General features: G+C 44.7%; 18 protein-coding genes. 13 read left to right on the forward strand and 5 right to left on the reverse strand.

Annotated elements, in window-relative coordinates:
* Positions 1–294 precede the first annotated feature (294 nt).
* Positions 295–1,725, reverse strand: coding sequence for a sensor histidine kinase (locus ACN0QW_RS10740; protein ID WP_417431338.1), 1,431 nt, complete (start codon positions 1,723–1,725; stop codon positions 295–297).
* Between the two features lie 462 nt (positions 1,726–2,187).
* Here ACN0QW_RS10740 and ACN0QW_RS10745 point away from each other — a divergent pair, with 462 nt between their 5' ends.
* The 8 genes from ACN0QW_RS10745 (at position 2,188) to phoB (ending at position 12,572) form a co-directional block, all read left to right on the forward strand.
* The gene (locus ACN0QW_RS10745; RefSeq protein WP_299372077.1) at positions 2,188–4,479 is read left to right on the forward strand and encodes an NADP-dependent malic enzyme; all 2,292 of its coding nucleotides are present in this window, start codon (positions 2,188–2,190) and stop codon (positions 4,477–4,479) included.
* A gap of 187 nt (positions 4,480–4,666) precedes the next feature.
* Positions 4,667–6,121, forward strand: a complete 1,455-nt coding sequence (locus tag ACN0QW_RS10750) for an ATP-binding protein (protein ID WP_417431340.1) — start codon at positions 4,667–4,669, stop codon at positions 6,119–6,121.
* A 344-nt stretch (positions 6,122–6,465) separates the two neighbouring features.
* Positions 6,466–7,503, forward strand: a complete 1,038-nt coding sequence (locus ACN0QW_RS10755) for a PstS family phosphate ABC transporter substrate-binding protein (protein ID WP_417431342.1) — start codon at positions 6,466–6,468, stop codon at positions 7,501–7,503.
* 105 nt (positions 7,504–7,608) lie between these two features.
* Entirely contained in the window at positions 7,609–8,991 is a 1,383-nt protein-coding gene (pstC, locus tag ACN0QW_RS10760) for a phosphate ABC transporter permease subunit PstC (protein ID WP_417431344.1), read from the forward strand.
* Entirely contained in the window at positions 8,984–10,270 is a 1,287-nt protein-coding gene (pstA, locus tag ACN0QW_RS10765; protein WP_417431346.1) for a phosphate ABC transporter permease PstA, read from the forward strand. The genes pstC and pstA overlap by 8 nt, the downstream gene beginning before the upstream one ends.
* Positions 10,271–10,298: 28 nt before the next feature.
* On the forward strand, positions 10,299–11,099 hold the full coding sequence (pstB, locus tag ACN0QW_RS10770) for a phosphate ABC transporter ATP-binding protein PstB (RefSeq protein ID WP_299377790.1): 801 nt from the start codon (positions 10,299–10,301) through the stop codon (positions 11,097–11,099).
* A gap of 11 nt (positions 11,100–11,110) precedes the next feature.
* Positions 11,111–11,851 carry a phosphate signaling complex protein PhoU gene (gene phoU / locus ACN0QW_RS10775; protein WP_417431348.1) on the forward strand — a complete coding sequence of 247 codons (741 nt, stop codon included), beginning with the start codon at positions 11,111–11,113 and terminating at the stop codon, positions 11,849–11,851.
* Between the two features lie 4 nt (positions 11,852–11,855).
* Complete coding sequence (gene phoB / locus ACN0QW_RS10780; protein ID WP_082130429.1) at positions 11,856–12,572, forward strand: phosphate regulon transcriptional regulator PhoB; 717 nt, start codon at positions 11,856–11,858, stop codon at positions 12,570–12,572.
* A gap of 97 nt (positions 12,573–12,669) precedes the next feature.
* Here the strand turns inward: phoB and ACN0QW_RS10785 are convergent, their stop codons facing one another.
* Positions 12,670–13,650 carry a glycosyltransferase family 9 protein gene (locus tag ACN0QW_RS10785; RefSeq protein ID WP_417431350.1) on the reverse strand — a complete coding sequence of 327 codons (981 nt, stop codon included), beginning with the start codon at positions 13,648–13,650 and terminating at the stop codon, positions 12,670–12,672.
* 241 nt (positions 13,651–13,891) lie between these two features.
* Here ACN0QW_RS10785 and ACN0QW_RS10790 point away from each other — a divergent pair, with 241 nt between their 5' ends.
* From ACN0QW_RS10790 to ACN0QW_RS10805, 4 genes are all read left to right on the forward strand, one after another.
* Positions 13,892–14,833 carry a nitrilase-related carbon-nitrogen hydrolase gene (locus ACN0QW_RS10790; RefSeq protein WP_417431352.1) on the forward strand — a complete coding sequence of 314 codons (942 nt, stop codon included), beginning with the start codon at positions 13,892–13,894 and terminating at the stop codon, positions 14,831–14,833.
* Between the two features lie 230 nt (positions 14,834–15,063).
* Positions 15,064–16,641 (forward strand): SulP family inorganic anion transporter, encoded by a 1,578-nt coding sequence (locus ACN0QW_RS10795; RefSeq protein WP_417431354.1) that lies wholly within the window; start codon positions 15,064–15,066, stop codon positions 16,639–16,641.
* A gap of 211 nt (positions 16,642–16,852) precedes the next feature.
* On the forward strand, positions 16,853–17,329 hold the full coding sequence (locus ACN0QW_RS10800) for a DUF523 domain-containing protein (protein ID WP_417431356.1): 477 nt from the start codon (positions 16,853–16,855) through the stop codon (positions 17,327–17,329).
* 100 nt (positions 17,330–17,429) lie between these two features.
* The gene (locus ACN0QW_RS10805) at positions 17,430–18,953 is read left to right on the forward strand and encodes a YifB family Mg chelatase-like AAA ATPase (RefSeq protein WP_417431358.1); all 1,524 of its coding nucleotides are present in this window, start codon (positions 17,430–17,432) and stop codon (positions 18,951–18,953) included.
* Positions 18,954–19,027: 74 nt separating this feature from the next.
* Here the strand turns inward: ACN0QW_RS10805 and ACN0QW_RS10810 are convergent, their stop codons facing one another.
* Positions 19,028–19,273, reverse strand: coding sequence for a ParB N-terminal domain-containing protein (locus ACN0QW_RS10810; RefSeq protein ID WP_299377758.1), 246 nt, complete (start codon positions 19,271–19,273; stop codon positions 19,028–19,030).
* Positions 19,274–19,612: 339 nt separating this feature from the next.
* On the opposite strand from ACN0QW_RS10810, the gene ACN0QW_RS10815 reads away from it, so the two are divergent.
* A complete protein-coding gene (locus ACN0QW_RS10815; protein ID WP_417431361.1) occupies positions 19,613–21,154 on the forward strand; it encodes a PAS domain-containing sensor histidine kinase in 1,542 nt (513 codons plus the stop codon).
* Positions 21,155–21,242: 88 nt separating this feature from the next.
* Here ACN0QW_RS10815 and ACN0QW_RS10820 read toward each other — a convergent pair whose 3' ends face one another.
* Both ACN0QW_RS10820 and ACN0QW_RS10825 read right to left on the reverse strand, forming a co-directional pair.
* A complete protein-coding gene (locus tag ACN0QW_RS10820; RefSeq protein ID WP_417431363.1) occupies positions 21,243–21,599 on the reverse strand; it encodes an HIT domain-containing protein in 357 nt (118 codons plus the stop codon).
* Between the two features lie 91 nt (positions 21,600–21,690).
* Positions 21,691–22,029, reverse strand: coding sequence for a phosphoribosyl-ATP diphosphatase (locus ACN0QW_RS10825; protein WP_417431365.1), 339 nt, complete (start codon positions 22,027–22,029; stop codon positions 21,691–21,693).
* Positions 22,030–22,031: the final 2 nt, after the last annotated feature.

The raw sequence follows: 22,031 nt of genomic DNA on the forward strand, positions 1-22,031 counted from the left end.
CGTTACTTTTTCAGCAGCCTTGACCTTTGATGCAATCTTGGGTCTTGACCCAGATTGATCTTTCGCTGTTTGGTCCGGTGCAGATTGATCAGCCTTTTTGCTTTCTTTATGACCAGAAAGCACAGAGTTCGGGGTTTCTTGGTCCTGGTCGCAGGGAATGGTCTTTGTTATTTCAGTCACAGAAAGGCAATACTCAAAAAAAGAAAACAGGGTGGGGAAAATAACACACTCGCATTGCTGAGCAAAGAATGCTTACCCGATTTTCGTTTTTAAAATTTTTGAGCTGTCAGCAGTCTAATTCACCTGCTTTTTCACGCTCATGTCAGTGCGTTTAGACGGGAAAACTAACGTAACTTTGGTCCCCTTGTTAAACTCACTCTCTAAAATGAGCTCACCGTCGTGTAATTCCATCAACGTTTTCGACAAGGGAAGCCCCAGGCCGGTTCCTTCGTGTTGTCTTGTAAGGTGGCTATCAACCTGAATAAAGGGCTTTAAAACTTCCTTAATTTTTTCTTCAGGAATACCAATTCCCGTATCTTCAACAGAGATAACTATTTGGGTTTTTTCATTCAACCAGGCTGACAGAACAACCTCTCCACCTTCGGATGTGAACTTCACTGCATTACTCAACAAGTTCAACAACAACTGCCGTAATCTGGTATTATCACCGAGAAGATAAGGACAATCAGGACTGACATTTGATTTCAACGTTATCAGATTACGTTCAGCACGATTATTTACAATTTTCAGACACGCAGATACAGCCTCCTCAATATCAACAATTTCTTCAACCAGACTAAGTTCGCCGGCTTCAATTTTTGACATGTCGAGAATGTCATTGATAATTTCCAGCAACAACGATCCACTGCTATAAATATCTTCAGCATAGGCCTTGTATCGCGGTTCTTGAATTTTTCCGAGCATCTCGTATTTGATCATTTCTGAAAAACCAATAATCGCATTCAACGGCGTCCGCAGCTCATGACTCATATTTGCCAAGAAATAGGTCTTTGCCCGGTTCGCTGCTTCCAATCCTTGCACATAAATAAGCTGCTGTTTCTCATGCTGTTCAAGCTTATCAATCATCCGGTTATATCCCTCAATGAGTTCACCAACCTCATCTTCGGACGTGACAGGGATCTTATGACGAAGTTCTTGCTTATCGAAGGATGCAAAACCTTGGCCCAAGTCCTGAATTGGCTTGATCAAATAACGCCGGGTTGCAAAGAAAAGAACGCCTGAGAGGCCAAAAACAACAAGGATACCTTCGGGAATCTCATCCACAAAATTGTTCCACAGCTTTGTGGATATATCCGTATAGGCAACAACAAGGATAAACTTACCAATTTTGCGATTAACAAAGGGATCCTCATAGATAATATCGAGGGTATAGCTTCTATGCGTCTGCAAAATTTTATCTGCGACTTCTTTTTTCGCTATTAAATTATCTTTTTCATCATAGACCTCAGCCCTATAAACCTCAGAGAATTCAATAAGGCTGCCTAAGTGCGATTCAATTGCTTCCAGATCAAAATTCCAAAGATACCCTGAAACGACATTGGCCTGAGTCGATGCCAAATTATGCCACTGTTCAGAAACCATGGTCTGTTCTTCTTCGAAATCCAGATAGCTATCCACAAAAGATTCGACCATCGTGGCAATAAGAACAGCAGGAACAATAAGATATAATAACTTGGCATTAATTGTTTTTGCAGATTTAAACATAAGAAAAACCCGCAACATAACTTTGTTTATAAGCTAAGCACTCAATTGTATTTAACGTTATGTCCCCAATCATCGAGGCTTTATATCGCTGAAAAAGAGTCTGCATAAATATTCCGAGCCAATGCCAAGTAATTTACCAACAAAGATTAAATGCTTTCTTCTATACACACTCAAGAGAAGATCTTTTTAACAATAAGATAGAATTAATTAACTCTCTCTTATCAAAACGCGATTTGCTTATTTCTTTTACCCTTATTTCGCGTCAGTGAAAACAATCAGCTGCGCATATCGCTAATTTAATTAGTCCAACGAGGACTTTTTTGAACAATTTCTCTTCCAATTGGCTTTTTTGCAATGCAGTATATCCTTAAGGACCGCCTAACAGGTTTCATTCATATCAAAACAAGACCAAAATCACCCTGACGACGACACTTATTTATTATTATAGCGGAGAGCAGACCCGTGCCTAAGCACAATTCCCGAACCACCGACGCAGATGCGCTGGACTTTCATGCCTCGGGACGTCCCGGAAAACTGGAAATCAAAGCAACCAAACCCCTCACAACACAACGAGATTTGTCCCTCGCTTATTCCCCTGGCGTTGCTGTGCCTTGTTTGGAAATCGCCAAAAATCCCGCCGCAGCTTACGACTATACCGCCAAGGGGAACCTTGTCGCTGTAATATCAAATGGCACTGCCGTTCTCGGCCTTGGTAATCTTGGTGCTCTTGGTTCAAAACCTGTGATGGAAGGTAAAGCCGTTTTATTTAAACGATTTGCAGATGTTGATGGCATTGATCTCGAAGTCGATACCGAAAATGTTGATGAATTCGTCAACTGTGTTCGCTTTTTAGGGAAGACTTTTGGCGGGATTAATCTGGAAGATATAAAAGCGCCAGAATGTTTTATCATTGAACAAAGACTTCAGGAACTCTTGGATATTCCTGTTTTCCACGATGATCAACACGGGACCGCGATTATTGCCGCAGCCGGCTTGTTAAGTGCCCTTGATATCACCGGTAAAGACCTTAAAAAAATCAAGATGGTCGTGAACGGTGCGGGATCAGCAGGTATTGCCTGTACCGAGCTTGTCAAAGCTTTGGGTGTTCCTCACGAGAATATTCTACTTTGTGATACAAAAGGTGTTATTTATCAGGGCCGTGAAGCAGGGATGAATCAATGGAAATCTGCCCACGCGGTGCCGACAGATGATCGTACCCTCGAAGATGCTATGCGCAATGCTGATGTGGTTTTTGGGCTTTCCGTCAAAGGCGCTTTTTCTCCTGAAATGATTAAAAGTATGGCCCCAAACCCGATTATCTTTGCCATGGCTAATCCGGATCCAGAAATCACGCCAGAAGATGTCGCACAGGTTCGGGACGATGCGATCGTCGCAACAGGCCGTTCCGACTATCCAAACCAAGTTAACAACGTTCTTGGCTTTCCCTATATCTTCCGTGGTGCACTTGACGTTCGCGCATCCAGTATCAACATGGAAATGAAGGTTGCGGCAGCAAAGGCACTGGCCGCACTGGCACAAGAGGACGTGCCTGATGAAGTCGGAAAGGCTTATGCAGGCAGACAGCTGAAATACGGACGGGACTATATAATTCCCGCACCTTTTGATCCTCGTCTTGTTGCCGTTATTCCAAGGGCCGTTGCCGAAGCGGCAATGGAAAGTGGCGTTGCCGGTAAAAATATCGAAGACCTAGACGCTTATGAACGCGAGCTTTCTGCGCGTCTGGATCCTGCCGCAACAACATTTATGCGAATTGCACAAAAAGTACGTAACAACCCAAAACGTGTTGTTTTTGCAGAAGGCGAAGAAGAATCAGCCATTCGTGCGGCGGTAACCTATTACAATGCAGGATATGGTACACCATTGTTGGTTGGTCGCGAAGAAACCATCAAAGATACAATGCAGCTACTGGGTATCAACGGAGACTTCATTGAAATCCACAATGCCAGTATTTCCGAGCACCGTGAGCGCTATACAGATTACGTGTACAACCGCCTACAGCGTAAAGGAAAACTCTACCGTGACTGCCAGCGCATGGTTAATCAAAACAGGAACATCTTTGCCTCCTGTCTTGTAACAGACGGTATTGCGGATGCCATGGTCACAGGCTTGACCCGTAGCTTTGCGGTATCACTTGATGATGCAATGCGGGCAATCAACTGCAAACCCGGCAAACGTGCTATGGGCATGTCGATGATGATCATCGATGGTAAAGCCATATTCGTTGCAGATACATCAGTCAACGAAGTGCCTACCTCTGAACAGCTTGCCGATATTGCCGTTCAGGCCGCATCACATGTTCAGGCCATGGGTTACGAACCACGTGTTGCCTTTTTAAGCTTTTCTAATTTTGGCAATCCAACCCGGGAAACGACAACACGCATCAGACGCGCGGTTTCTGTACTTGATACAATGAATGTTGGTTTCGAATACGAAGGGGAAATGCAAGCCAATCTTGCCTTGGACTTTGATCTCCAAAAAAGATTGTTCCCTTTCTCTCGTCTCACCGGGCCTGCCAATATTCTGATTATGCCAGCACTTCATTCTGCCAATATTACCACCAAGCTTATCCAAAAAGCAGGTGGCAGCACGGCCGTGATTGGGCCAATGCTGGTAGGTCTTGAAAAACCAGTACAGATTGTTCCTATGGGTGCAACAGTAACCGACCTTGTGACCATGGCAGCATTAGGTGCCTATGAATCCATTACAAATGAGATGGAGGAACCCTTTCTCTAATTTGAAAAATTAAACATATTTGTTACGGTTTTATGAACTCATCAGTGGCTTCTGGATTTACATAACCAGAAGCCACTGATTTTAAACAATTTTCATAACCGTCTTCAAACTGTCATGAAGACAAGTTAAGTATAGGCGGAAATCACGACTTACTTTCCGTATTATTCGCTAACACAATCGGGTCAACATGCCAGTTCGTCAGGACAAATATAATCGACTATTTACGTCGTCACTCATTTTATCATCCCCGGCCATTGCCGTCCTGTTTGCGCTCGTCATTCTTCATCTAGTGGTCTGGCAAGCAGCACTGATATCCGGTTTACTCATACTTGTTGGCACCAGCTACATCCTAAATAGCCACTACAGTCACGTTGAACGTCTGAAAGAATATATTACTGCCCTTCGGCAATTAAAAGGTCGAGATGCCCTACCAGAACCACCATCTGCAGTGGGCAGCTTTCTTTATCCCGAACTTAATTCAACCTTGTCTCGGATGGCACAAGAAAGACAGCAATACAGACGCCAACTAGAAGATGTCACTGATGGTAACGAAGCAATTCTTCGCTCCTTACCCGATCCCTTGATCATGTTGGGCACTAAAAGAAAAATTATCCGTGGCAATCCCGCAGCTGAGACAATATTTGAGGATAAATTAGCCGGAAAAGAACTCTCAACAGTCTTGCGGAATCCCTCCATCCTCAACACCATTGATGAACTTGAAAAAAGCCAGAAAGATATTTCCAGATTCGTTGATTTCAAGATTCACGGTCGCGTTGAACGCTATCTCCAAGCACGCATTGCGCGCATGCCCGAGCAGACGTGGGACGGTACAAAGGTTATTATTAGCCTTCACGATTTAACATCGGCAAAACGCGTTGAACAAATGCGAGAAGATTTTGTCGCCAATGTCAGTCATGAACTTAAAACGCCATTGGCAAGCCTGATGGGCTTTATCGAAACGCTCAAAGGCCCGGCCAAAGATGATCCTGACGCACAGCAAAAATTCCTCAAGATCATGCAAGATCAATCAGAACGTATGTCCCGCTTGGTATCTGATTTACTATCTCTGTCTAAAATCGAGTTACTCGAGCACACACCACCAACCAGTGTGACTGATTTGAGCGAGGCCATGACCACAATCATTGAGGGGCTACACACTCAAATTCAAAGTAAAAATATTACCATCCGCCGGGATATGGATGATGTTATTCCCGTCCTTGGTGACACAGAGGCACTGACACAGGTTTTTCAGAACCTTTTAGAAAACGCTGTTAAATACGGGCATCAAGGAACGACAGTAACGATTCGCTGTAAATCTTACGGCCCTGGTAGCCAAGGAATGCGTCGTCTTGGTCGCCCGTCCGTGGCAATATCTATCATTGATCAAGGTGATGGCATTCCCCGGGAACACATACCGCGCCTGACAGAACGCTTTTATCGTGTTGATGCCGCTCGGTCCCGAGAACTTGGCGGCACTGGTCTCGGCCTTGCCATTGTAAAACACATCGTCAACCGTCACCGCGGTGTTCTGACTATCGACAGTGAAGTTGGACGTGGATCAACATTTACAGTTTACTTACCTCAAGCTGCGATTACAGAGGAACAACGCAAACCAATTAATATCAACGAAGTCAATTTCTGACCCTAGACATTCTTGATAAAGATTGGGTTATTTAACAAAAGCTTCAAATTAAGAGATCCCGGAATTTTCTTGGGATCTTTTTTATTATGAAAAATATTTTCATATATATTAATGACTTAAAATAAATATATTTTAAACTTACTCGTTTTTTCACCTAAATACGAGTAATAAAACTGTCACAGTAGAGTCACAGAACTATAGCTCTAGCCCGATATGTTTTGCCTCGCCGAATGATCGGCAGCGCATATTATCCCAGTGACGGTAAAAACAGTTCACGCAGAGGGGATCTCGGAAAACCGGGATAATGCGTACCTTGAGATTTATTAACGCTATATAGCGGAGACATGAACGTGATTAAAAAAGTTCTCACTGCGACAGCACTCGCTGGAATGATGATGGCAGTAGCTGGCGCTGCTCAAGCACGCGACCAGATCCGCATCGTCGGTTCTTCTACAGTTTTCCCATTCTCAACAACAGTTGCTGAAACATTCGGTAAAACAACCGGTTTCAAAACGCCTGTTGTTGAAAGCACCGGTTCTGGTGGTGGCATGAAGCTTTTCTGTGCAGGTGTTGGCGTTGAACACCCGGATATCACAAACGCTTCTCGCCGTATCAAAGCTTCTGAATATGAAAAGTGCACCAAAAATGGTGTTTCCATCACAGAAGTAAAAATCGGTTTTGACGGTATCGTACTTGCAAACTCTAAACAGAGTGACCGTCTGACTCTTACTAAAAAACAGATCTTCATGGCTCTTGCTAAGCAGGTTCCTGTTGACGGTAAGTTGGTTGACAATCCATATCAGAAATGGAGCGACATCGACTCAAGCCTGCCAAACAGCAAGATTGAAGTTCTAGGCCCGCCACCAACATCCGGTACACGTGATGCTTTTGTCGAGTTGGCTATGGAAGGCGGCGCAAAGAAATTCGAAAACCTGAAAGCCCTTCGTAAAAGCGACAAGAAAGCTTTCAAAGCAATCGCTCACACTATTCGTGAAGACGGTGCCTATGTTGAAGCTGGTGAAAATGACAACTTGATCATTCAAAAGCTTGAAGCCAATCCACAGGCTGTTGGTATCTTTGGCTTTAGCTTCCTTGACCAGAATGCTGATAAAATCCAGGGATCAATCGTTGAAGGCGCAGAGCCAACATTCGAGAACATCGCTGCTGGTGACTACAGCGTGTCTCGTTCTTTGTACTTCTACGTGAAAAAAGAGCACGTAGGTTCTGTACCTGGTATCCAAGAGTTTGTTAACGCTTTCACAAACGAAGATGCATGGGGTGACGAAGGTTATCTTGCTGACAAAGGTCTGATCCCGCTTCCTGCGGCTGATCGCGAGCAAGTTAAAAACTCTGCCCGTGGCCTTCAATCTTTGAGCATGTAAGCTTATAAGACTAATCTGGAAAGCTGGTGACTTGACATCAAGTCGCCAGCTTCTGGTAAGCTCAGTTTAAAATAAAAGTGGGTTCCCTTACGGGTATATAATCAAATGGAACAGTTGGCTCTCTTTTTCGCTTTGCTTTTCCTCACAGTACTGGGTTTTATCCTGGGAAAGGGGCGGGCAGTCGCGTTATCTGGTCATTCAGATCAGCCTCTGCATTCTAGACTACCCTACTACGGCCTATACACCGCCTTGTGGTGTGGCCTGCCAAGCCTTCTTATTATGGCTGGCTGGATGATTTTTGAGCCGCAAATTGCAGAAATGCTTGTTGCCTCACAGTTAAAAGAGAGCAATAGCTCTATAACACCAGATCAACTAACGCTTTACATTAATGATGTTGTCAATCTGGCCTCTGGTGGCATTTTGAGCCGCGAACCAGACGCTGCCCTTTTATCCGCAGCAGATAATTATTCACTCTTTAGACAACTCAGCTATTTTGCCATGGCTGTTGTTGCTATCGCATTTTCTTTACTTGCTTTATTCACAAGTCTCAAAAAAATTAACTCGGAGCTGAGAGCACGAAATCAAGTTGAGAAAGTTATCTCAATTATCATGATGGTCTCGTCCCTTATTGCTATCCTAACAACAGTCGGCATCGTCTTCTCCCTGATCTTCGAAACACTAAGATTTTTTGACAAAGTGCCTTTCTTTGATTTCCTTTTCGGCACGCACTGGAGCCCACAAACAGCTCTACGAAGTGATCAGGTTGGTGGTTCAGGTTCTTTCGGGGCAATCCCACTTTTTGCCGGGACTATGCTGATCACATTTATCTGTATGACTGTGGCCATTCCTGTCGGTCTTTTATCTGCCATCTATATGTCTGAATATGCCGGAAAGAAATTCCGTGCATTTGCGAAACCAGTTCTCGAAGTATTGGCAGGTATTCCAACGGTTGTTTATGGTTTTTTTGCAGCTCTGACTGTTGCTCCTTTCTTTCGGGAAAGCGGTACCCTTCTAGGACTAAGCGTTTCATCAGAATCAGCTTTGGCGGCTGGCATGGTTATGGGCATCATGATCATTCCCTTTATCTCATCCCTTTCAGATGATGTGATGAATTCTGTTCCGCAATCACTCAGAGACGCATCTTATGCCATGGGTGCGACGAGATCCGAAACCATTACCAAAGTGATTATTCCCGCGGCTCTTCCTGGTATTGTAGGTGCCATACTTCTTGCGATGAGCCGAGCAATCGGCGAAACAATGATTGTCGTCATGGCAGCAGGTCTCGCCGCAAACTTAACAGCCAACCCCTTGGAAGCAGTTACCACCGTTACGGTTCAGATTGTTACTCTTCTCGTTGGTGATCAGGAATTTGATTCTGCAAAGACACTCGCTGCCTTTGCGCTGGGATTACTGCTCTTTGTTGTCACCCTTACTATGAACGTTGTGGCCCTTAAAGTGGTCCGTAAATATCGTGAAAAATATGACTGATAACACGCCACATCTCAAAGTAAATCCAACTCTGCTCAAACGGCGAAATGCAGCTGAAAAACGCTTTCGGTTTTATGGGCTGGCTGCAGTCCTGACGGCTGTGCTTGTGCTTTGCCTTCTGCTGACATCTATTGTTTCCAAAGGTTATACAGCTTTTCAGCAAACCTACATTCTAGTGGACATACGCCTTGATGCTGAAACAATTGATCCAAAAGGGACCCAACGGGTCGAAGACCTCGCGGCTGCCAGTTACAAAGGGTTGTTGCGTAGTGCCTTGAGAGAACAATTTCCGGGCGTTGAGGGGCGTAAAGCCAAGCGTGCCCTATATGGAATTGTCGGCTCAGCCGCTGAGTTTGATGTACGCGATGCCGTATTGAACAATCCAAAATTGGTTGGGACAATGGCAACTATTGCCGTTAAATCATCTGATGATGTGGACAGCTTCTATAAGGGCTACATTCCGCGTGATGTCCCGGAAAGTAATCGCAAAGTCAAAGACCGCGAACTGGCTTGGCTTGATACACTGTCTGCCGACGATCGCATTGTGAAAAAGTTCAACGTCGACTTCTTTACCAATGGAGATTCAAGAGAACCAGAAGAAGCCGGTATTCTCGGGGCTGTAATTGGCTCGCTATATACCTTGGCAATTACGCTGGCACTTTGCTTCCCTGTAGGTGTTCTAACCGCCATTTATCTGGAAGAGTTTGCTCCGACAAACAAGTGGACAGATCTTATCGAGGTAAATATCAACAATCTTGCCGCAGTCCCTTCCATCGTCTTTGGACTTTTAGGCCTCGCTATCTTCTTGAACTTTATGGGATTACCAAGATCTGCCCCGATAGTTGGCGGTATGGTTCTCGCCCTGATGACCTTGCCAACCATTATTATTGCATCACGTGCCGCACTTAAGGCTGTACCACCATCCATTCGTGAAGCCGCCTTGGGCATTGGCGCCTCAAGAATGCAAACTGTTTTCCACCATGTGCTCCCCCTCGCAATGCCAGGGATCTTGACCGGAACCATTCTGGGTATGGCACAGGCCCTTGGTGAAACCGCCCCACTTTTGATGATCGGTATGGTTGCCTTTATCGCAGATATCCCAGGATCAATGAGTGATGCGGCCACTGTCCTTCCCGTACAAATTTATCTTTGGGCAGATAGTCCAGAACGTGGATTTGTCGAAAAAACATCAGCAGCAATTATGATACTGCTGGCCTTTCTCATCGTCATGAACGCAATCGCAGTTATTTTGCGCAAACGCTTTGAGCGTCGTTGGTAAGCAAGGAATAATAGGAATGTCCTACGCTATGGATATGCAAAATTATACAACCCAATCTGAAACCGCTACCTCCGAGCCAAAAATCATGGCAAGAGATGTAAATGTTTTCTACGGCCCCAGTCAGGCACTAAAATCCATACAGCTGGATATTGGTGCCAACGAGGTCACATCCCTGATCGGTCCATCCGGTTGTGGCAAATCAACTTTTTTACGCTGCCTCAATCGCATGAACGATGTAATCGAAAATTGCACCGTTGAAGGGCGCATAAGTCTAGACGGTGTCGATCTTTACAATTCCGGTCTCGACCCCGTACTTCTCCGGGCACGTGTCGGGATGGTTTTCCAAAAACCAAACCCCTTTCCAAAATCCATCTTTGACAATATCGCCTATGGTCCTCGCTTGCACGGAACTGTAAGCACCAAAGACGAACTGGATGAACGCGTAGAGAAAAGCCTCCGTCGCGCTGGTTTGTGGGATGAAGTCAAAGATCGTTTGGACAAACCAGGCACAGGCCTTTCCGGCGGACAGCAGCAACGCCTTTGTATTGCGCGTGCTATTGCAATTAATCCAGAAGTAATCCTGATGGATGAGCCATGCTCTGCTCTTGATCCGATTGCAACTGCAAAAATTGAAGAACTCATTGATGAGCTTAGAGAACGCTTTACAATCGTGATTGTAACGCACTCTATGCAACAAGCCGCCCGTGTGTCTCAACGAACAGCCTTCTTCCATCTTGGAGAATTGGTTGAAGTCGGAGAAACAGATCGTCTCTTTACCAGCCCACAAGATGATCGTACCCAAGGTTACATTACGGGAAGATTCGGGTAAGGAAGATGGATATGCCAGAAACCAAAGACCACATCGTCAGCTCATTTGACAAAGAACTTCGTACCATTCATGAAATTATAATTCGCATGGGTGGCATGGCAGAAAATCAACTGTCCGAAGCCGTCGATGCACTTGTTCAACGCGACAGTGCAAAAGCTGAACTCGTCCGTAAAGAAGACGCAAAAATCGATGCGCTGGAAGAAGAATTGGAAGCCGCTGTCATTCAGTTGATTGCCTTGCGTCAACCCGTTGCTAACGATCTTCGGGCCGTCATTGCTGCTTTTAAAATTTCGTCTGATCTTGAACGTATTGGCGATTATGCAAAGAACATTGCCAAGCGCAGTATTGCAATCAACCAAATGCCGCCACAAAAATCCGTTACCAGCATTATGCGGATGTCCCGGTTGGTCCAGGAAATCGTCAAAGATACCCTTGACGCCTTTTCCAACAGCGATAAGGACCGCGCGATAGATGTGTGGCACCGGGATGAAGAAGTTGATGAAATGTACACTTCTTTGTTCCGCGAACTTCTGACTTACATGATGGAAGATCCACGGAATATCGGCGCCTGTACACACATGCTCTTTATCGCCAAAAACATCGAACGCATGGGCGACCATGCAACAAATATTGCTGAAACTATTTACTATTTATCGACCGGCGAACGTTTAGAAGGTAAACGCCCCAAAGGGGATCGCACCGCTTTTCAAATCCTTACCCCCGATGACGGGGAAGGCGAAGTAGAAATTTAATATAATGGAAAAAAAGGACCTTTCCATGAAACCCTTGGCATTAGTCATTGAAGACGAAATCGCACTGACAACGTTATTACGCTATAACCTTGAAAAAGAAGGATTTCGCGTCAATGAAGCACATGATGGCGAAGAAGCCCTCCTTCGTGCAAAAGAAGAAGCCCCGGATCTAATTCTTCTGGATTGGATGCTCCCGCTTCTATCAGGCATTGAAGTTTGTCGCCAGCTCCGTCGTCTGCCAGAAACCAAAGATGTGCCAATCATCATGCTAACAGCACGCGGTGAAGAAACAGACAAAATAAGAGGTCTAGATTCAGGTGCCGATGATTACATGACGAAACCGTTTTCACCTGCTGAACTGGTTGCGCGTATTCGCGCCATCATGCGTCGAAGCAAGCCGGAAACCGTAACCGAGGCACTTACCTTCGAAGACATCAACATGGATTTGGCTGCCTATAAAGTTTATCGCGGCGACCGCGAAGTTCATTTGGGTCCAACCGAATTCAAGTTGCTCCGCCACTTGATGCAAAACCCTGGGCGTGTCTTTAGCCGCGAACAGTTACTTGATTCAGTTTGGGGCCACGATGTGTACGTTGAACCCCGCACAGTAGATGTTCATATCAGACGCCTCCGCAAAGTCCTGAACGAAGGGACTGAACAGGATCTAATTCGTACGGTACGTTCAGCGGGTTACGCTCTGGATCGCGCCAAAGCAGCTTAATTAAGCTGCTTTATTATAGAAATAGCCAATAATCCGTCCCCTAATGTTTAGGACGTGGGTTATTGGCTATTTATGATTCACTACTAAAAAAGATTGTTTATAAAAGCTTTTCAATCTCACTCCATGCCTGCTCTGACGTAACCTCGGAAATATCATCACTGGGCGAGATAACGGGTTTAATCCAGTCAGAGTACGCGAAGTAATAGCTTTTAATAAAAATCCCCACCGCAGGCATGCTCGACATCGCAGCCAAGTTAAGACCAAAGCTATCGTTGCCTACGTAGAAATCACAAGATTGAAGCAAGGCATGACTGTGATGTAGCAACACTTTGCGGGTTGTCAGGTCAATAAATCGATCAGGGCTAGAGGTATTATCTAAGATACCTTGGGCAATCGGGGCAACATCACCAGCGCCAAACAACAGAATTTGACCGGGATAATTTTCCAAAAGACGTTCAGCTATTTCCGAATATCCTTTGACACCCCATTGCTTATAGGCTGCGCTGGCATTAATACCCAACGCAATCATTTTTGGTTTTTCTGGCAGTCCAATTTCCTCGAACGCAGACTTAACAACATGTTCCGGTTGCCGAAACCTGACATCACTATAATCATAGGAAATACCCACATCATCCATGACCATCGCAGCATGATGCATGAAAGCTGGTAAGGGGACCTGTTTCGGCGTCAACGTCCCCTTGTTAAGGAAAAAACGGTTCCAGGAGCCTTTGAAGTAATACCCATAACGGTTTTTGACACCCGCCATCATAATCGCGAATGAAATACCAGTCGATTTATGAAACACAAATGCCGTATCAATCTTTGCCACTTTCGTTAAACGACGTAACCTGCCTAAGTCAGCCTTGCCAGAAACGTCCTGATCCTTGGCGATAGGTAAAACCTGACTAACCATGTCAATTTCTGAGAAAAGTTCACTGATTTCCCGCCCTTTTTTGCACGCGAGAACAATCGACTTTCCTTCGGATTTTTCTTGGATAGAACGAATAAACGGCATATGGAACAGAGTGTCACCTAGCCCACCGCCAGTTACCACAAGTGTTTTACCCAATTCTGACATTACTGGTTAAACCTTATTGATTATTCTAGATATTAATCCAGCCGCAACTATACTCAAAGAGTCTGCTAAAGAAAGAAAGGAATTAGATCAGCCAGCAAAGAGTTTAATAAATATTGCCACTTAGTAATACTGATATCTGTAAGGCTAAAATTACCGCTTTGCCAAATATCTTATCAAGGTGTAAGGATTTCTTTTGGAAATGTTTTCTATATCATAAGAACAACATTACAGGAGAATACGTGTGACTCTATCCCCGCTAAATATTGCACTCTGGGCTATAAATCTGGAAACACCCCTAAAGTCTCTTGCAGACTGGATAGAGATTACCAGCCATCGGATGGAACAGGCTAAAGAGCAAGAGGCCAACCTGTTGCTCATGCCTGAATATGTTTCAGAGCAATGGATGTCCTTTGCCCCCGCTGGTATTGCATCTGACGAAGAAATTCCCTGGATGGCAACGCAGGCAGCAGATGCTATTGATCAGTTGAAAAGCTTAGCGAAAACGCATGAAATGGGGCTATTAGCAGGAACCTTTCCCGTTGCAATCGATACCAAAGACGAAGTCTCTGACTCACCCGTCAATGATAACAGTGGGTATTACAACAGAGCCCATCTGTTCTTGCCCGATGGGCGATATATCACACAGGATAAGCTGTGCCTAACCCCAAGTGAACAAGATCCCCAAGCATGGTGTTTGACACCGGGGAGCAAAGTAAAGGTTTTTAACTGGCAGGGGCTGCGGATCGCCATCCTGATTTGTTTGGATGTGGAAATGCCGGCTTTATCCTCTCTGATAGCCGATCACGATATTGATTTGATCCTTGTACCGTCGATGACATCAAAACTTGCGGGCTATAATCGCGTTTTTGGCTGTGCAAAAGCCAGGGCCATCGAATTACAGGCCGCAATCGCCGCTGTAGGTCCAATCGGTGCAACACGTTTTCTGGGTAAAAGAAGGCAAAACCAAACCTCTGCCGCTGCTGTCTACATTCCCTGTGAAGAAAGCCTCGGGCATATTGGGGTTGCTACCGAAATTTCACCCGCAGATACAACTGTTGGGCAGGGACCTTTGATCGTTGCTAAAGATGTACCCTTTGCAGAAATTCGCAGGTTGCGAAACGGAACAGCAGAAGTTTGGCCCGGTGCTTGGGATGCAGACCATGTCTTTGTCGAAGAAGAATAAAGTAGGGGCCTAATTTACCTGTTTGATCAGCTATCCTTGCCTTCGATATGTGTTCAACACATACCCCACAGAACAGACAAGGCGCAGATTAGATATTTTCTAAAGTAAATAAATTTGTTAGAAGCGCGCCAGCATAGAAACATGGCGACTTTTTCCAAGAGGTAAAGATCGCCCTTAATTCGGTCATTGGGCGATCCCCATGGCCTTAAAGAGATCCGATCGGATACCAGATGAAAGCCTACAATTTTTGCGACCCGAAAAATATCAAAGCTGATGTTCTCTCGGGATTAACTGTTGCTCTTGCCCTTGTACCAGAGGCTGTCGCCTTTGCTTTCGTGGCACAAGTCGATCCACTGGTTGGCCTATATGCTGCCTTTATTGTTGGCTTAATTACCTCATTAATCGGGGGACGTCCGGGAATGATTTCTGGCGCCACAGGGGCACTCGCCGTTGTTATGGTTGCCCTAGTTGTTTCGCATGGAGTACAATACCTATTTGCCGCCGTGGTTCTGATGGGTATCCTGCAAATTCTTGCTGGTATCTTCAAGCTCGGGAAATTTATTCGTCTGGTTCCACACCCTGTAATGCTTGGCTTTGTGAACGGGTTGGCCATTGTCATCTTCCTCGCCCAGCTATCCCAGTTCAAAGTTAACCCGACAGATCCCAGTAGTGAATGGCTGAGCGGTGCAACACTTTATATCATGCTCGGTCTTGTTGCTCTAACAATGGCAATTAGCTTTCTCTTGCCAAAGGTTACAAATCTGATCCCGGCCCCATTGGCTGCCATTGCTGTGGTCACTGCGGTTGTTATTGGTTTCGGACTTGATATTCCAACCGTTGGTAACATGGCGTCTATCGCAGGTGGCTTGCCAGAGTTTCATATTCCAAGCGTCCCCTTCACGCTTGAAACTCTCTATATCATTTTTCCATATTCACTTATCCTTGCCGCTATTGGCCTGATTGAATCGCTGCTAACCCTGACCTTGATTGATGAAATCACTGAAACCAAAGGTCGTACATCACAGGAATGTATGGGGCAGGGCATTGCAAATCTTGTGACCGGATTCTTTGGTGGTATGGGTGGCTGTGCCATGATCGGCCAGTCCATGATCAATATTAAATCCGGTGGTAAAGCGCGCCTCTCAGGTGTTGCGGCTGCGGTCTTCTTGCTGATCTTCATTCTATTTGCTTCGGATCTTATTGAACTTATCCCACTTGCCGCACTGGTCGGGGTGATGTTTATGGTAGTGATCGGCACGTTTGAATGGTCAAGTTTCCGCATTCTCCACCGCATTCCAAAATCAGATGCTTTTGTCTTGATTTTGGTTTCTGGTGTCACAGTTTATAGTGACCTTGCCATTGCCGTTGTTGTCGGTGTGCTCGTTTCTTCCCTGGTCTTTGCCTGGAACTCTGCTAAGCATATCTATGCACGCGTCGGTACCACAGAAGACGGCAAGACAACAGTCTATGAGATTTCTGGCCCATTGTTCTTTGGGTCAATCAGCTCGTTCCGAGACCTTTTTGATCCCGCCAATGATGCTGATGATGTGGTCGTGGACTTCCAGAACGCCCGTGTTTGGGATCATTCAGGCCTAGAAGCAATCGACGGCTTGGCTGAACGCTACACCCGCAGAGGAAAAACGCTGCACCTGCGTCATCTAAGCCCTGATTGTCGTCATCTGCTTGAGAAGTCTGTCAGCATGGTCGAAGAAGATAAAGAAGGCGATCCACATTACGGCATCTTTGTTGATTACAACGAAATGTACCATGAAGATGATGAAATGGCTGATAAAGCTCAAAAGGTGTAAGTCTCAACCGCTATAAGCTACTTAAATAAAGAGGGCCTTTGCCCTCTTTATTTTTCAAATTTTGAGGAAAAACATAACCATATTGATAGATCTTTGCATGGTCACGTATGCTTTGTGTAAAAGATACTATCAGCAAGTGTTAAACTTTCTCAAAATATAAATCATATAAACATTCACGGAAATTCAGTGCACTGATTGAGAAGCAGTCATCATGAGCAACGGTACGCAAAAATCAGATCCACAGATACTTGTAAGCGCCTGCCTGATGGGAAAACCAGTGCGATATGATGGACGATACGCATCCCAAGGATCAGAAAAGCTCCATCAACTCCATAAACAAGGACGCATTGTCTTGCTTTGCCCTGAAGTTGCCGGGGGACTGCCAACCCCTAGAGCACCAGCTGAACGCATAGCTAACCTTATACAAAGCCAAACAGGCGAAGATTTCACCAATGCCTTTACACACGGGGCGAAAAAAGCACTCACCTTGTGCCAAAATCACAACATCAAAATTGCCATTCTCAAAGAGGGCAGCCCCTCTTGCGGTAGTGATTTTATTTATGATGGTTCCTTTACCGGAACAAAAATCAATGGCACAGGTATTGTCACAGATCTGTTACGCGCCAACGGCATTTCTGTTTTCAATGAACATAGCATTGAACGTGCTCTTGATCTCGCAAGCATCTAAATAGATACAATAAATCATACACAAAAAATAAATTTCTTCTTTTACGTGCAATAAAGAATGTTACACTAAGTTCTCTTTTTGTTCCATTCAGGTAAAACAGATGACTGTTCAGATCAATACCGTCTCTTTTCAGGGGATAGAAGTTAGGGACATCGAAGTTCAAGTCCAGTTATCAAGTGGGTTACCCGCCTTTCACATTGTCGGATTGCCAGACAAAGCCGTCGCCGAGAGCCGCGAGAGGGTCCGCGCAGCCTTAACCGCAATCGGGCTAGCTCTTCCGCCGAAAAGAATCACAGTAAACTTAGCCCCGGCGGACCTACAGAAAGAGGGGAGTCATTACGACCTTCCCATAGCACTAGGTATCCTTGCCGCCATGGAAATTGTCCCTGCAAGTGAATTAACGACCTACCTTGTGCTGGGTGAATTGGCTCTGGATGGGACCATACGGGCTGTAAACGGTATCTTGCCCGCTGCGTTACAGGCATTGGCAAGCGATAAGGGTATAATCTGCCCTGAAAGCCAAGGTGTGGAAGCCGCATGGGTAAAAGGATTAGAAATTATTGCTCCCTCCAGCCTATTAGCGCTCACAAATCACATCAACGGGCGTCAAATACTTTCGGCACCCAAAACAGTCCTGCCCCACCCAGAACCAGACCGCCGGCACCTTCCGGATCTAAGGGATGTAAAGGGACAAGAAACGGCTAAACGGGTGCTTGAAATCGCAGCTGCCGGTGGCCATCATTTGCTTTTCAATGGTCCTCCCGGCTCTGGAAAATCAATGCTTGCTTCTCGACTGCCATCAATTTTGCCAACGCTGTTACCAGAAGAAATTTTAGAAGTCAGTATGATTCATTCCCTTGCTGGCCTGTTAAAAAATGGCACGTTAGAAAGCTTACGTCCTTACAGAGATCCTCATCACTCGGCCTCTGCGCCTGCTATTGCAGGCGGTGGTCCCAAAGCAAAACCCGGAGAGATATCATTGGCACACAGGGGTGTTCTCTTTCTCGATGAACTTCCAGAGTTTAACCGCAACGTGCTCGAGACGTTACGCCAGCCTTTGGAAACGGGAAAAATCTCCATTGCCCGAGCGGAAGCCCATATTACCTACCCGGCACGCGTTCAGATGGTTGCCGCGATGAATCCTTGTCGTTGTGGCGAAGTCGACCCTGTAACTCAGATCTGTGCCCGAGGACCTAGGTGTAGCACCCAATATCAAGCCCGTATTTCAGCCCCACTTTATGATCGCATAGACCTCTATCTCGACGTCCCACCTGTTAGAGCATCTGATTTATCTCTGCCACCCCCTAAAGAAGGCAGCCACGATGTTGCACTGCGGGTCCAGACTGCGCGTGATATCCAAACACAACGATACGCAGTCTATCCAAAACAAAACCGTCCCCATTGCAACGCCGAGGCAGAAGGGGAAATTCTGGATAGAATTGCTTTCTTGGGGCCCAAGGAAAAGGAATTGATGCAGCAAGCATCAGAAAAATTCAAACTTTCGGCCAGAGCCTACCATCGTGTCCTTAAAGTTTCACGGACCATTGCCGATCTAGACAGTCAGGATATGATTCAGACGAAACACATTGCCGAAGCTCTGCGTTATAGAAAGCCCAAAAAATAGTAGCTGTTATGTGAAAACCGCACGGGACAAAATAAACCTAGAAAGCTTTAAGCTTAATAGAGGCTCAAACACAGCTATCTTTGCTTGGCATGCAATATGTGCCCTTTAATCGTCGTTTCCCCCAAAGCCTTACGAGCTTCGAGACGATGAACCCCTCGCAACAATACATAACGACCTTTTCCCTGACGAACGCTTATAGGATTCTGTTCCTCCTCGTCCATTATCTTGTCAGCCGTAAGCTTTAATTTTTCAGGGTCAAGTTCTTTACGGCGATCAGCTGGTACATAAATCTCGTCTATGTTTAGGGTATGAACCTTCATTATTTTATTTCTCCCTACCCTTATCAATCATTCTGTTTCGTCTAAACATTATAGCTTTTACCGCCATTTTTTTACTAAGGGGACGAAAAGTTTCTCTAAAATAAGTGAGACTCCGCATGAATCCACGCTTTTACGACATGCATTTCCAACTAAATTTCAACTTTAAGTTTGTAAAAATTATAACTTTCAAATTTTCATAAAAATAACCATGATCCATAACTTACTGATTCACAATATAAATAAAATTTCTCTAAAATTTTACTAAAATCACACTCAACTTATGCTTATAATTAATAACTACTTGTGCGTTTGTCCCACATAATTTCAACAGGACTCGCAATGTTAGCAATAAATGAAATCAAGTCACTCAACTCAGAAGATGCAAATGATACTGGTTCATGCCAAAGCCTCGTAAATAATTGTCCTTATGGCATGTACCGTACAGACTGTGACGGATGTTTTTCCACAGTAAATCCCGCTTATGCGCGGCTCTTTGGTTTTGATTCAGTTGAAGAGTTTTATGAATACACACGGTCACCAAATTGCCAGCTCTATACTGATCCAGACCTACGTAAGAACCTTTATAATCAGCTTCAACAAAAAGATCAGCTAAACCAAATCGCCTATCAGATATTCCAAGTCAACGGCACAACCCAGTGGGTAAAAGAACACTGCGTCACGATACGAGATAAAAGTGGATCAATAATTGCTTTTGAAGGTTATGTAGAACCTGCGGATAAACAAGACGATTCAACTGAAACCTGCTTATTACCTGAAGCCAGATTCAGAGCTATTTTTGACCAGGTACAAAACATCGCAGTTCAAGGATACGATAAGAACAGACAAGTTATATATTGGAATGGGGCCAGTACCAATCTTTATGGATATACAGAAGAAGAAGCCTTAGGAAAAAAATTAGAAAACCTGATCATTCCAAATGAAATGCGAGATCACGTTATCAATGCGCACCAGATCTGGCTCACTAAGAATACGCCGATACCTTCCGGAGAAATGAGATTAAGAAATAAAAACGGCGATCAAATACCTGTCTATTCTAGTCACGTCATGCTTTTAAATTCCGATCAAGAACATGAAATGTATTGCATTGATGTTGAATTGACGGAAATAAAAAAGATCGAGCGCGCTCTACGAATCGCCAAGGATCATGCGGAAAGTGCAAGTATGGCAAAAACCGCTTTCCTTTCGGCAATGACCCACGAACTACGGACACCTCTCAATGCTATTATTGGCTTTTCCGAAGTAATGGAACAAAAAATATTTGGCGATCTGGGGCACCCTCGATATCAGGAATACGTAAGCGATATTCACAATAGCGGTAGCCATCTCTTGGGAATTATCAATGATATTCTTGATCTTACAATGATCGAAGCAGGTGAACTAAGTCTCTGTAAAACGAGTGTCTGTCTTCGGACGACGATTGCTCATACCCTTCAGATCGCACAGCGAAAAGCAATCAACACAGGTATTTCACTACAAACAAATATCCCCAAAGATATTCCCCTTATTATTATCGACGAAAGAAGCTTGAAACAGATTTTACTCAACCTGATATCTAACGCGCTTAAATTTACCAATGACCAAGGTGTCGTCACTATCAGTGCCAGCTATTCAGAAAAAAATGGCTTTAAAATCGATATTGATGACACTGGTATTGGCATGAGTGAAGCTGAAATTAAGCTGGCGTTGCGCCCCTTTACCCAGGTTGACCACAGCTTAGAACGGAAATATGAAGGAACAGGGTTGGGACTGCCACTTTCAAGATCACTAACAGTTATCAATGGTGGGAACCTGAAGCTGACTAGCGTCAAAGGCACAGGAACAAATATTATCCTTCATTTCCCGGCTGATATGACAGTATGATATTATAATTGTACACGACATACAAAAACAGAGGCAATCATGCCTCCATTTAAAATTAAACTTCTATCCTAGGGATAAAGATGGAAAGTTAATTAAAGCATCCTCCAAGATCAGCACCACCAAGCAAATGTACATGATAATGTGGCACTTCCTGATGCGCGTGAACTGCGTGGTTTGAAATAAGCCGATAACCGGATTCAACAATGCCCTTTTCTTTCGCAATCTCGCCAATAGCTCTGTTCAATGCAACGATTTCATCAGCCGATGCTTTTTCATAAAAATCAGCAGATGAAACATAAGGCCCTTTTGGGATGATTAAAATATGAACTGGGGCCTTACGGGAAATATCATTGAAAGCGAAAACATGTTCATTTTCAAAAACTTTCTCACAAGGAATTTCACCTCTAAGAATTTTTGCAAAGATATTATTTTGATCATAGGCCATTGTTATTATTCCTTTTAAGTCCGAGCACTATATAAAACAGCAGCCTAAATGATCCGTCAAGATTACCTGTAGATCCAGCTACACCATAAGATCAGTATTTTATACGAGACGCTTTCTCGGCAATACCGGAAATACCCTTACGGCCTTCCAGTGCTTCCCAGACATCGCATGGTTTTACGCCTCTCGCTTCCCAAAGAACTAAAAGATGGTAAAGCAAATCAGCTGATTCAGCCGCAAGCTCTTCTTTTGACCCACCCACGGCTTCAATAACGGTTTCAACAGCTTCTTCACCAACCTTCTGGGCAATTTTGTTCACGCCCTTTGAAAACAGGCGTGCCGTATGTGATTCATCCGGATTATCATCTTTACGACTGACTATAACGTGGTGGAGTTCATCTAGAATATCTGCCGAGAGTTTCTTTTTCGCCATTT

It is taken from the genome of Kiloniella sp. (genome assembly GCF_048259265.1).
GTDB lineage: Bacteria > Pseudomonadota > Alphaproteobacteria > Kiloniellales > Kiloniellaceae > Kiloniella.